Genomic DNA, 12,124 nt, shown 5'->3' on the forward strand with positions numbered 1-12,124 from the left:
GGGAGCCGCCCGAGCATGAGGCGGCTTCCGGGAGGGACACATGGGTTCGGCGATCGGCAGGCATGGGCCCTGGGCCCTCGTAGGGGCGCTCGGCGCCGCGGCGCTGGCGATCGTGGCGAGCCAGCGGGGCGAGACGATCAACGCCCTCTGGATCGTGGTGGCGGCCGTCTGCGTCTACCTGATCGCCTACCGCTACTATTCCCAGTTCATCGCCGACAAGGTGATGCGGCTCGACCCGAAGCGCGCGACGCCCGCCGTGCGCCACAATGACGGGCTCGACTACGTGCCCACCAACCGCGGCGTGCTGTTCGGCCACCATTTCGCGGCGATCGCGGGTGCGGGACCGCTGGTCGGCCCGGTGCTGGCTGCCCAGATGGGCTACCTGCCCGGCATGCTCTGGATCCTGGCCGGCGTGGTCCTCGCCGGCGCCGTGCAGGACTTCATGGTCCTGTTCGTGTCGATGCGCCGGGATGGCCGCTCCCTCGGCGAGCTGATCCGGGCCGAGCTCGGCACGATTCCCGGCATCATCGCGCTGTTCGGCACCTTCCTGATCATGGTGATCCTGCTCGCCGTTCTGGCGCTGATCGTCGTGAAGGCGCTGGCCGAGAGCCCCTGGGGCACCTTCACGGTGATGTCGACGATCCCGATCGCCATGCTGATGGGCGTCTATTCCCGCTATATCCGCCCCGGAAAGATCGGCGAGGTCTCGATCCTCGGGTTCGTGCTGCTGATGCTGGCGATCATGGCCGGCGGCTCGGTGGCGGCGAGCCCGGTCTGGGGCCCGGCCTTCACCTTCACCGGCCCGCAGCTCTGCTGGATGCTGATCGGCTACGGCTTCGTCGCCTCGATCCTGCCGGTCTGGCTGCTCCTCGCCCCGCGCGACTACCTGTCGACCTTCCTCAAGATCGGCACCATCGTCGGGCTGGCCCTCGGCATCGCCGTCGTCGCCCCGCACATGCAGATGCCGGCGATGACCAAGTTCGTGGACGGCACCGGCCCGGTCTGGGCCGGCAGCCTGTTCCCGTTCCTGTTCATCACCATCGCGTGCGGCGCGGTCTCGGGCTTCCACGCGCTGATCTCGTCGGGCACCACCCCGAAGCTGATCGCCAGCGAGTCCGATGCCCGCTTCATCGGCTACGGCGGCATGCTGATGGAATCCTTCGTGGCGATCATGGCCCTGGTCTCGGCCTGCGTGATCGACCCGGGCGTCTACTTCACCATGAACTCGCCCGCCGCCCTCATCGGCACGACCCCCGAGACCGCGGCCGCGGCCGTGACCAAGCTCGGCTTCGCCACCACGCCGGAGGTGATCACCCAGACCGCCGCCGATGTCGGCGAGCACACGATCATCTCCCGGGCCGGCGGCGCGCCGACGCTGGCGGTCGGGATGGCCCACATCATCTCGTCGGCCATCGGCGGCAAGGCCATGATGGCCTTCTGGTACCACTTCGCGATCCTGTTCGAAGCCCTGTTCATCCTGACCGCCGTCGATGCGGGCACGCGCGCCTGCCGGTTCATGGTGCAGGATCTCGTCGCACTGGCGGTGCCGTCGTTCAAGAACACCACGTCGTGGGGGCCGAGCATCGCTGCCACCGCCATCTCGGTGGGGGCCTGGGGCTACTTCCTCTACCAGGGGGTGACCGACCCGCTCGGCGGCATCAACACCCTGTGGCCGCTCTTCGGCATCTCGAACCAGATGCTGGCCGCGGTGGCGCTGACGCTCTGCACGGTGGTGATCTTCAAGATGAAGCGCGAGCGCTACGCGTTCGTGACCATCGTCCCGACCGCGTGGCTGTGCCTGTGCACCCTCACGGCCGGCTGGCAGAAGATTTTCTCCGCCGACCCGAAGATCGGGTTCCTGGCCCATGCCGAGCGCTACGCGGGGGCCGCCGCCGAGGGCAAGATCCTGGCGCCCGCCAAGAATGCCGACCAGATGAGCCAGATCATCCTCAACGACCGGATCGACGCGGTGCTGGCGGCCCTGTTCATCGGCCTCGTCATCGCCATCGCGGGCTTCGGCATCGCGGCCTGCCTGAAGGCGTGGCGTGCGGATCGCTGGACCGCGCTGGAGACCGAGCCGCGCATGGTCGCGGCGGAGTAGGGCGCATGCAGCAGCCGAACCTGCGGGACCGCCTCCGGACGCTGTCCAAATGCGTCTGCGACGGCGCCCGGCTGATGGTGGGGCAGGGGGATTACGCGGCCTATGCCGAGCATATCCGCCGCACCCATCCCGACCGGGCGCCGATGACCGAGGTGGAGTTCTTCCGCAATCGCGAGAACGCCCGCTTCGGGGTGGGCAATACGTCGGGTTTCCGCTGCTGCTGATCCGGACCCGATCGGCCCCGGCCGGAGTTTCTCACGCCGGGGGCCGCACGGCCCTCGCGAGACGCGGAGGGCCGATGGCCGACGAGAGCAGCGTGCAGGATCCGATCGAGCCCAGGGCCGTGAACGTCGCCCATGCCTGGGAGCGGGCCTACTGGGCGCGCCGGTTCATGGTGCCGGTGGAGCAGGTCGAGGCCGCGGTGGCGGCGGTCGGCGACGACCCGGCCCGCGTGGCGGCCCATCTCGGACGGGACTGGCCGGGGCACGAACCCGCCACCTGAAGCCGGCATCCCCGGGGCAAGCTCGGCTGCATCTTGACTCGGCGGCCACAATATCCGCCATTTCCGACCGGACGGGAGTCGGCATGAGCATTTTCCAGGACGCCATCCTTCGGTTCGGCCGCACGATCATGTCGTATGCGGGCGATGCCGTCTTCCTGCAGGCGGCGGTCTCGTCGGCCGCCAACGTCATCGTGGCGGACGGCGACGTCGCCGAGGAGGAGATCGAATCGGCGATCAGCGGGATCCGCGCCAATCCGATCCTCGAAAAATCCTACGACACCCTGCGGGTCGAGCAGGAACTCTACGAGGCGATCGCCCGGGCCAAGACCCGGGCCGGCCGGCTGGAGAATCTGCGCCTCATCGGCGCCATCGCGGAGCGGCCGATCGAGCAGCGGCAGGACGTGTTCCTGATCGGCGCCGACGTGGCCGATATCGACGGCATCAGCGACGTCGAGCACAAGGCGCTCGACGAGATCGCCGGGTCGCTGCAGGTCGACAAGTCCGCCCTGCTGCGCTGATCCGGCGGCCCCGACGACCCGACACAGGCAGAGACGGCGCGCTGGGATTTCTCTCCACCCCGCGCCCTCATCCTGAGGGGCTGGAGCGAAGCGGAAGCCTCGCAGGTGCCCTTCGGGGATCGCGCGGCTGGCCGGAGCCCTCCTTCGAGGCCCGCTGACGCGGGCACCTCAGGACGAGGGCGCGGGCCAGGATACAGGGCATGAGAGGACCGCCCCGCAACCCTGCGGCGACGCGGCCCGCACCTTGCGTGCGCCAGACGTGATAGCGAAACAGTCCGGGTGTAACCGCTAGCTGGTACACAACGCGGAGTTGCCGGCCCCGCGCCGGCCGGCGGAGACCGCATGGGCCTCGTCCTCTACGCGCTCAAGTTCCGGATCACGACCTACGTGCTCGCGGTGCTGATGATGCTGGGCGGCATCGGCGCGATCGTCGTCATGCCCAAGGACGTGCTGCCGGTCGTCGATATCCCGGTGGTCGTGGTGGTCTGGACCTATACCGGCCTGTCGGCGCCGGAGATGGAACAGCGCATCACCACCTATGCCGAGTACGGCATCTCCAACAACGTCAACAACATCCGCCGCTCGGAATCGACGACCCTCCAGGGCACGGCGGTGCAGCGGATCTACTTCGATCCGTCCGTGAGCCTCGACCTCGCGATCGCCCAGGTGGTCTCCTCGACCAACTCGATCCGCGCCGTGATGCCCCCCGGCACGCAGCCGCCGGTGATCGTGCGCTACTCCGCCTCCTCGGTGCCGGTGATCCAGCTCGCCCTGACCTCGGCGAAGCAGAGCCTCAACGAAGTCTACGACTACGCCCAGTACCGGATCCGCCAGACGCTGGCGCAGGTGCCGGGCTCGACCCTGCCGTCGCCCTTCGGCGGCGCGCCCCGGCAGATCATGGTCGATCTCGACCTCAACGCCCTCCAGGCGCTCGGCCTGACGCCCCTCGACGTCACCAACGCCATGACGGCCCAGAACCTGACCGTGCCGTCCGGCCTCGCCAAGATCGGCGAGCAGCAATACCCGGTGCAGCTCAACGCCACCCCGCCCTCGATCGAGACCCTGAACCTCGCGCCGATTAAGGTGGTGGCCGGCCAGCCCGTGCTGATGCGCGACGTGGCCTATGTCCGCGACGGCGGGCCGCCGCAGGTCAACGTCGTGAGCGCCGACGGCCAGCAGGCCGTGCTGATGCAGATCATCAAGAACGGCACCGCCTCGACGCTCAACGTCGTCAACAACGTCAAGGCGGCGATGCCGACGATCCGCGCGGCGGCCCCCGAGGGGCTGTCGATCAAGCCGCTGTTCGACCAGTCGGTCTTCGTCTCGAACGCCATCGAGGGCGTGCTGCACGAGGCGCTCACCGCGGCGGCCCTGACCGGCCTCGCGATCCTGCTGTTCCTCGGCTCCTGGCGCTCGACCATCATCGTGCTGATCTCGATCCCGCTCTGCGTGATGACCTCGCTGGCCGTGCTGGCGGCGCTCGGCGAGACCATCAACGTGATGACGCTCGGCGGCCTCGCGCTCGCGGTCGGCATCCTGGTGGACGACGCCACGGTGGCGATCGAGAACACCTACCGGCTGTTCGAGGAGGGCGAGGAGTTCCGCGAGAGCGTGGTCCACGGCGCCGCCGGCATCGCCAAGCCCGCGCTGATCTCGACGCTCGCGATCTGCGCGGCCTTCACGGCGGTCTTCGCGCTCACCGACACGCCGAAGTACCTGTTCACCCCGCAGGCGCTCGCGGTCGTGTTCGCGATGCTGACCTCCTACCTGCTGTCGCGCACCCTGGTGCCGCTGCTGATCGACGTGATCGTCGCGCCGGAATACCGGCAGAAGCACGCCAAGGACCGGGACCGGCAGGAGCCGCCGCGGCGCGGCCGCATCGCCCGCGCGATCGGTGTCGTCGGGGCGCCGGTCATGCGGCTTTCCGGCTGGATTCACGGCCACTTCGAGCGCGGCTTCACGCGCTTCCACCGGGGCTATGTCGGCCTGCTGCACGTGGTGCTGCGCCACCGGATCGTGACGCTCGGCCTCGTCGGCGTCGTGCTCGGGATGACCGGCGTGCTGTTCGTCTTCGTCGGGCAGGACTACTTCCCGCAGATCGAGGCGAGCCAGATGACCATGCATCTGCGCACCCGCACCGGCATGCGCATCGAGACCGCCCGGCAGGTCTTCGCCGAGGTCGAGGACACGGTCCGCGAGATCATCCCGCCGGCCGAGGTCGACCAGATCCTCCAGAACATCGGCCTGCCGTCGAACAACTACAACTTCGCGTTCTCGGATGGCTCGTTCGTCTCCTACAACGACGGGCAGATGCTGATCAGCCTGAAGGAGGGCCACGGCTCGGTGGCGGGCTACACCAAGCGCCTGCGCGCGGAGCTGATGAAGCGCTTCCCCGACGTGACCGTGTATTTCCAGCCCGCCGACATGATCACCCAGATCCTGAATTTCGGCGTCATCACGCCGATCGACGTGCAGGTCTCCGGCCGCCACAAGGAGAAGGATCTGGAGGTCGCCCAGCGCATCGTCCAGCGGCTGAAGCACACCAAGGGCCTCGTCGACGTCCACCTGCAGCAGATCGTCAACGAGCCGCAATTCTACGTCGATGTCGATCGCCGCCTCGCCTCGGAACTCGGGCTGACCGAGCAGCAGGTGGCGCAGAACATGAACATCTCGCTGTCCGGCAGCTATCAGGTCACGCCGAACTTCTGGCCCGATCCGAAGACCGGTATCCCCTACCAGCTCTGGGTGCAGACGCCGGAATATCGCAACAGCTCGCTCGATGACCTGCGCAACACGCCGATGTTCGTGCGCGCCGCCGCGACCTCGGGCTCCGGCCCCGGCGTGCTGACCCTGCTCTCCAGCCTCGCCGACCTGCGCCGGACGCCGACGCAGACCATGATCAGCCACGTCAACATTCAGCCGACCTTCGACATCTACGCCGCGGTGCAGGACCGGGATCTCGGCTCGGTGGCGCGGGACATCGACGCGATCGTGCAGGACGAGCAGAAGAACCTGGAGGCGCCCGACAAGATCGCGGTCCGCGGCCAGATCGAGAACATGCGCTCGGCCTTCTTCCGCCTGGAGATCGGCCTCGGCATCGCGCTGATCGCGGTCTACCTCCTGATGGCCGTGAACTACCAGAGCTGGGGCGATCCCTTCGTGGTGATCGCCGCCCTGCCGATGGCGTTCTGCGGCATCACCTTCGCGCTGTTCATCACCGGGACCGCCTTCTCGATCCCGTCGATCTTCGGGGCGATCATGTCGGTGGGCATCGCCTCGGCGAATTCGATCCTGCTCGTGACCTTCGCCAAGGAGCACCGGGAGGCGACGGGCTGCAGCGCCCTGGAGGCCGCGATCACCGCCGGCGAGACCCGGCTGCGCCCGGTGCTGATGACCGCCTCGGCGATGTTCTTGGGATTGATCCCGATGGCGCTCGGCACCGGCGAGGGCGGCGAGCAGAACGCGGCGCTCGCCCGCGCCGTGATGGGCGGCATCGCCTTCGCGACGCCGGCGACGCTGCTGCTGGTGCCGTTCCTCTACGTGCTGATGCGGGGCGGGCCGGCGCAGCCGGTGCAGGATTATCTGGAGCCGGGCACGCAGTCCGCGGCGGCTTGATCGTCGGACACGCGGGTCTCTCCTCCCCCTTGTGGGGAGGAGTTGGAGGTGGGGGTGGTCCAGGATGGGGCGAGGCGGTGCCTTCTGCACCACCCCCACCCCTAGCCCCTCCCCACAAGGGGGAGGGGAAAGCTCACCCCTCCTTGAAGCCGTATTCCGGCGTGGCATCGTCGTTGCCGTAATACTTGTACGGCAGGAACTTGCCCGACATGGTGAGCTTCACCCGGTCGCCCTTGTTGTTGGCCTCCCGGGCCATCTCCATGTTGAAGTCGATCGCCGACATGATGCCGTCGCCGAACTCCTCCTGGATCAGCTCCTTGAAGGTCGTGCCGTAGACCATCACCAGCTCGTAGAACCGGTAGATCAGCGGATCGGTCGGCGGCATGGAGGGGATCGAGCCCCGGTAGGGCGCCTCGTTCAGCATCCGCTCCTCGGCGGCGCTGAGCCCGAACAGCTCCGCCGCGCGCTTGGCCTGGGCCTTGGGCAGCTTCATCTGGCCCATGCAGGCGGCGGTGATCAGGAACGGCGACAGGCCGCCGATCTCGTCGTGGATGTGCTTCCAGCTCCAGCCCTTCTCGCGCTTGATGTCGAGCAGCTTCTCGGTGAGGTCTTCACGCTTCATCGTTTCCTCCGTGACGAATGGTTCTGCCGGGTTGGACAGCCCGAAACGGCGCTGTGGCCGCGCCGCTTTGGCAAGCCGTATGCCAAGGGCGGCGACGGAGCGACGGTCGGCGGCGTCGCGCCGCGAGCGTGCTTTCGGTGCACCGGATGGGCGGGAAGCGCACAACCGCGGCCGGAAACCCTTGCATCCGGAGCGTGTTTTCGGACCATGCGTCTTCGGGTCTCGGAGGCGGCTTTGGACGGAGACGATCGGGACGGGCAGGGGACCGGCGGGCCAGCGGGCGCATCCACGCCGCCGGCGCCGTGGGAATTCGTGCTGCCGGAGGAGCCTGCCACCGAGGATCTCGGCCTGTTCCTGTCGGAGCTCCTGCTCCCGGGCGACATCGTGGCGCTGTCCGGCGGCCTGGGCGGCGGCAAGACCACCCTGGCGCGGGCGATCATCCGGGAACTGGCCGGCGATCTGTACCTGGAGGTGCCGAGCCCGACCTTCACGCTGATCCAGCCCTATACGGCCCGGGACGGGCGGCCGATCATCCACGCCGATCTCTACCGCCTGCGCGACGCCGACGAACTGGTGGAACTCGGCTTCGACGAGATGGCCGAGGATGCCATCACCCTGGTCGAGTGGCCGGACCGGATGCCCCCCCGCGACGGGCCGGTGCTCACCATCGACCTGTCCCTGCGGGCGGAGTTCGGCCCCGGGGCGCGGCTCGCCCGGATCGACGGGTCCGGCGGCATGCGCGCCCGGCTCGACCGGGCCCGGGCGGTGCGCCGCCTCCTCGACCGCAGCGGCTGGGACATCGCCGAGCGGCGGCTGATGCAGGGCGATGCCTCCTCCCGCGCGTACGAGCGCCTGACCAAGCCTGACGGCACCAGCGCCGTGCTCATGATCGCCCCGCCCCGGCCGGACGGGCCGCCGGTGCGCGACGGCAAGCCCTACAGCGCGATCGTGCATCTGGCCGAGAGCGTCCACGCCTTCGTGGCCCTCGACCGGGGCCTGCGGGCGCTCGGCTTCTCGGCGCCCAAGATCTACGGCGAGGACCTCGCCGAGGGTCTGCTCATCCTGGAGGATCTCGGCAGCGAGCCCGTCATCGAGGACGGCGCCCCGCGGCCGGAGCGCTACGCCGAGGCGGTGCGGCTGCTCGCCAAGCTCCACGCCACCCCGCTGCCCGCGACCCTGCCGGTGGCGGAGGGGATCGACCACGTCCTGCCGCCCTACGACGTGGAGGCGCTGCTGTTCGAGGCGGAGCTGATGCCCGAATGGTACGCCCCCGCGATCCGGGACGTCACCCTGTCGGCGCAGGCGCGGTCGGACTTCGTGGACCTGTGGCGGGAGGCGCTCCAGGGCGCCATCCCCGACCGGCCGACCTGGACGCTGCGCGACTACCACTCCCCCAACCTGATCTGGCTGCCCGAGCGGGACGGGCTGGAGCGGGTCGGGGTGATCGACTTCCAGGACGCCGTGATGGGCCACCCGGCCTACGACGTCGCCTCGCTGCTGCAGGACGCCCGCGTCGATGCCAGCGCCGAGTTCGAATTGCGGCTGCTCGGCCTCTACGCCCGCGAGCGGCGGGGCCGGGACCCGGCCTTCGATGTCGGCGCTTTTGCCACCGCCTACGCGCTGCTCGCCGCGCAGCGGGCCACGAAAATCCTCGGCATCTTCGCCCGCCTCGACCGGCGCGACGGCAAGCCCGGCTATCTCGCCCACCTGCCGCGGATCGAGAACTACCTCGCCCGCAACCTCGCCCATCCGGCGCTCGCCGGGCTTCGGGCATGGCACGCGGCGCATCTGCCGGGCCTCGTCCCCGCCGTTCCCGAACCCTGACCACCGGATCCGTCACCGCATGAGCGACCCCGAGCCCGCCGTCAGCCGCGCCTTCGTCTTGGCCGCGGGCCTGGGCAAGCGCATGCGGCCGGTGACCGCCACGGTCCCCAAACCCCTGGTGGAGGTAGCCGGCAAGGCGCTCCTCGACCACGCCCTCGACCGGGTCGCCGAGGCCGGGATCGGCACCGCGATCGTCAACGTCCACTACCTGCCCGACCTGATCGAGGGCCACCTCGCCCGCCGGGCCGAGGGGGCGAGCGAAGGCCCGGCCACGATCGTGTCCGACGAGCGCGGAGCGCTGCTGGAGACGGGCGGGGGGATCCGCAAGGCGCTGCCGCTCCTCGGGGACGCGCCCTTCGCGGTTTTGAACTCGGACTCGTTCTGGCTCGAAGGGCCGGCCTCCAACCTGCGCCGGCTGATCGAGACCTGGGACGGATCGCGCATGGACGGTCTGCTGCTGGTGGCACCCACCACCACCAGCCTCGGCTACGAGGGCGCGGGCGACTTCGTGATGCACGCGGACGGCCGCCTGGAGCGCCGCGGCGAGCGTGCGGTGGCGCCCTTCATCTACGCGGGCGTGGCGATCCTGAACCCGAGCCTGTTCGCCGACACGCCGGAGGGGGCCTTCTCGCTGAATCTCCTGTTCGACCGGGCGATCGCGGTGGGGCGGCTGTTCGGCATGCGCCTCGACGGCCAGTGGCTGCATGTCGGCACGCCGGAGGCGATCCGGGCTGCGGAGGAGCGGGTGAAGGCGAGCGCCCGGATCCTGTAGCCGGGCCGGCGGATCGGTGGGGAGTGAAAGTCTTGCGCCGCGGTGTCTTGCCAAGCCCGATCCGAGCCTCTAGAAGCCCCCTCACACCGGCGGGCCAAGACCCCGCCGCCGTGTCAGGCGCCCGTAGCTCAGCTGGATAGAGCACCAGACTACGAATCTGGGGGTCAGAGGTTCGAATCCTTTCGGGCGCGCCATCACTTAGCTTAGTTTCAGGACATCGCCGAACCGACCGGGGTAACGCTGCGGGTAACAGCGGGGCCAGTCGGTTTGGGCTGCCGCCCGCACCGGTTGCGCGAGCCGCGTTCGTAAGCGGTGCAGCCCGACAGATTTGCCTGTCGACAACCCCGGAACCCAAAAACTTCGAGGTCTCCCGTCCGCTACCCTCCGGCGCCGCCTCGGCGGGTGTGGAGTGCGTAGGAATGGCCTCAATCAAGATCCGCGCGGCAGATGACGGTTCGTTCGGTGTCTACCGGAACGGAGCGGCCGTCGTGTCAGGCCTAACCAGGGCTCAAGCCGAACGCTGCGCTACGGTCCTGGGTTGGATCGCTTGAGACTGCCGGTCACCCTTTCGCAAGAATGCCTAGCGGATAATCGATCTGCCGGCGGATGAGACGGTCCCGCTGACGATCCACGCCCGCCCGCAGATTTGCCCCTCAGCTGTCGAGGGCGGGCGTGGATGCAAGGGGGGTAGCGTTTCGCGATCCCCCTTACCGGCACAGCACTGGCATCGGCGGCATGGCCGGCACGCCGCTGACCGTGAGTGGGATCGGCCCCTTCCCGACAGCGATCAGCGTCCGCAGGGCACGGGTGGCGTAGTAGTTCGCCCGGCGCATGTCGGACGTGGCCCGACGCGTTCGCCGCGCCTGCCACCACGCCACCGCGATGATGAAGGGAAGGATCAGACGCATAGCGTGCCTCCATCCGCTCCGTAGACAAAGCCCCGGTAGTCTCGCGGCAACGCGGTTCCGGTTATCGCCAGCACAGCCTGAACGAGGGCGATCAGCATGGCCTCATCGGCATCCAGACTGCTGGCGCTGTAGGCCTGCTCCTCCGAAAGCGCGATGGACAAAGCCAACGCCCCTAAGCCGGCGAGCGTGGTCGGCGGCGGCATCTCGCATGCCTCGTTGGCGAAGTGCATGACCTCGCCGTGCGCTTCGGAAGCAGCGATGCAGGCTGGCGAAAAGCTCGGTTCGCTCCATCCCCATTCGGTTGCCCGATGGTGACGGTGCAGGGCACGAGCTTCGGCCTCGCGGGCGACGTGAGGATCAGCGGCAATCGCCGGCACGGATGCCAACGGTGCCGCGAAGATGGCGCCGAGCGCGGCGCGGCGGGTGGAGGCGCTCATCGTGCCCTCCCTGCAGCGGCGTCAAAGGCTTCATCCCAACTTGAGGCGAGACGCTTGCCCACGTCGCGCAACACGTTGCTGATGACCCAAACTTCGTCATTTGAGACGCCGTGTTCCGAAGTACCAAGGTGGTTTAGAACGGCAGCCCACCGGGTCACGGCAAGGATGTCGTCCTCCATGTCGGAGAGAGGTCGGAAGGCCGGGTTATGGCTCATGCGAACACCTCACGCTTGCAAGAGCGCGGGTGCACGCGACGGGTGTTCAGCCCGTCGAACACGATGTTGGCGGTGCTGCCCTCATCCTCCTCGGCGCCTAGATCCTCCTCGGAGTCGTGCGGCTCATCTTGGATGTCGCCACCGTGTTCGTTCTCATGCTCGCGATCGTCGCCAGCATCTTCTTCGCGGTCGTCTCCGCTGCCGTAGACCCAATCAAGGGCCGGGCCGACCGTGAAGGGCTCGGAAGCCCCAAGGCTGGGCTCGGCCTCGGGATCGGGGTCGAGCGCATCTAATAAGGCCAGGTCGGCCTCGATCCGGTCGGCGATCCGGCGGCGCAGCTCGCGGACGCGCTGGCGGTCTGCGCCGTCCTCCTCGACGAAGTAGCGGATCAGGCCTTCGCGGATGGCCTCGATCGCGGCATCGGCGGGCGGGAGCGGCTCCGCCGCCCGCATGGCCCTAATGGCCTGGGTGACGGGGCCCGACTGCCTGCCGAGCCCCTGGCCTAATAAGGGCTGAGCACTGCGAGACAGGGGTAATAAGGGCGTGCGTGTGCTATAAGCGTGGGTAGCCATTGACGTAGATCCCAGACGTTGATGGTCAGGCCCGCGCG

General features: G+C 68.8%; 12 protein-coding genes and 1 tRNA gene. 8 read left to right on the forward strand and 5 right to left on the reverse strand.

What is annotated here, in order from left to right; all coding sequences use genetic code 11:
* Positions 1-40: 40 nt before the first annotated feature.
* The 5 genes from AAHG09_RS14490 to AAHG09_RS14510 all read left to right on the forward strand — a co-directional run bounded on the left by AAHG09_RS14490 (position 41) and on the right by AAHG09_RS14510 (position 6,736).
* Positions 41-2,101, forward strand: coding sequence for a carbon starvation CstA family protein (locus AAHG09_RS14490; protein ID WP_342108047.1), 2,061 nt, complete (start codon positions 41-43; stop codon positions 2,099-2,101).
* 5 nt (positions 2,102-2,106) lie between these two features.
* Complete coding sequence (locus AAHG09_RS14495; protein WP_091718205.1) at positions 2,107-2,325, forward strand: YbdD/YjiX family protein; 219 nt, start codon at positions 2,107-2,109, stop codon at positions 2,323-2,325.
* 74 nt (positions 2,326-2,399) lie between these two features.
* Positions 2,400-2,603, forward strand: a complete 204-nt coding sequence (locus tag AAHG09_RS14500) for a DUF3606 domain-containing protein (protein WP_342108049.1) — start codon at positions 2,400-2,402, stop codon at positions 2,601-2,603.
* An 83-nt stretch (positions 2,604-2,686) separates the two neighbouring features.
* Positions 2,687-3,121, forward strand: coding sequence for a tellurite resistance TerB family protein (locus AAHG09_RS14505; RefSeq protein ID WP_342108051.1), 435 nt, complete (start codon positions 2,687-2,689; stop codon positions 3,119-3,121).
* Between the two features lie 342 nt (positions 3,122-3,463).
* Positions 3,464-6,736, forward strand: a complete 3,273-nt coding sequence (locus AAHG09_RS14510) for an efflux RND transporter permease subunit (RefSeq protein ID WP_342108052.1) — start codon at positions 3,464-3,466, stop codon at positions 6,734-6,736.
* Between the two features lie 133 nt (positions 6,737-6,869).
* Here the strand turns inward: AAHG09_RS14510 and cynS are convergent, their stop codons facing one another.
* Entirely contained in the window at positions 6,870-7,358 is a 489-nt protein-coding gene (gene cynS, locus AAHG09_RS14515) for a cyanase (protein WP_342108053.1), read from the reverse strand.
* Positions 7,359-7,565: 207 nt separating this feature from the next.
* On the opposite strand from cynS, the gene tsaE reads away from it, so the two are divergent.
* The 3 genes from tsaE (at position 7,566) to AAHG09_RS14530 (ending at position 10,148) form a co-directional block, all read left to right on the forward strand.
* Positions 7,566-9,182, forward strand: a complete 1,617-nt coding sequence (gene tsaE, locus AAHG09_RS14520; RefSeq protein ID WP_342108054.1) for a tRNA (adenosine(37)-N6)-threonylcarbamoyltransferase complex ATPase subunit type 1 TsaE — start codon at positions 7,566-7,568, stop codon at positions 9,180-9,182.
* Positions 9,183-9,201: 19 nt separating this feature from the next.
* The gene (locus AAHG09_RS14525; RefSeq protein WP_342108055.1) at positions 9,202-9,954 is read left to right on the forward strand and encodes a nucleotidyltransferase family protein; all 753 of its coding nucleotides are present in this window, start codon (positions 9,202-9,204) and stop codon (positions 9,952-9,954) included.
* Between the two features lie 117 nt (positions 9,955-10,071).
* Positions 10,072-10,148: transfer RNA gene (locus AAHG09_RS14530), tRNA-Arg, on the forward strand.
* A 513-nt stretch (positions 10,149-10,661) separates the two neighbouring features.
* Here the strand turns inward: AAHG09_RS14530 and AAHG09_RS14535 are convergent.
* From AAHG09_RS14535 to AAHG09_RS14550, 4 genes are read right to left on the reverse strand one after another with little or no spacing between them, the layout of a single operon-like run.
* A complete protein-coding gene (locus AAHG09_RS14535) occupies positions 10,662-10,862 on the reverse strand; it encodes a hypothetical protein (protein WP_342108056.1) in 201 nt (66 codons plus the stop codon).
* On the reverse strand, positions 10,853-11,299 hold the full coding sequence (locus tag AAHG09_RS14540) for a hypothetical protein (protein WP_342108058.1): 447 nt from the start codon (positions 11,297-11,299) through the stop codon (positions 10,853-10,855). The genes AAHG09_RS14535 and AAHG09_RS14540 overlap by 10 nt, the downstream gene beginning before the upstream one ends.
* Complete coding sequence (locus AAHG09_RS14545; protein WP_342108059.1) at positions 11,296-11,514, reverse strand: hypothetical protein; 219 nt, start codon at positions 11,512-11,514, stop codon at positions 11,296-11,298. The genes AAHG09_RS14540 and AAHG09_RS14545 overlap by 4 nt, the downstream gene beginning before the upstream one ends.
* On the reverse strand, positions 11,511-11,966 hold the full coding sequence (locus AAHG09_RS14550) for a hypothetical protein (RefSeq protein ID WP_342108061.1): 456 nt from the start codon (positions 11,964-11,966) through the stop codon (positions 11,511-11,513). The genes AAHG09_RS14545 and AAHG09_RS14550 overlap by 4 nt, the downstream gene beginning before the upstream one ends.
* Positions 11,967-12,124 lie beyond the last annotated feature (158 nt).

This window comes from Methylobacterium guangdongense, from assembly GCF_038442355.1.
Classification (GTDB): domain Bacteria; phylum Pseudomonadota; class Alphaproteobacteria; order Rhizobiales; family Beijerinckiaceae; genus Methylobacterium; species Methylobacterium guangdongense.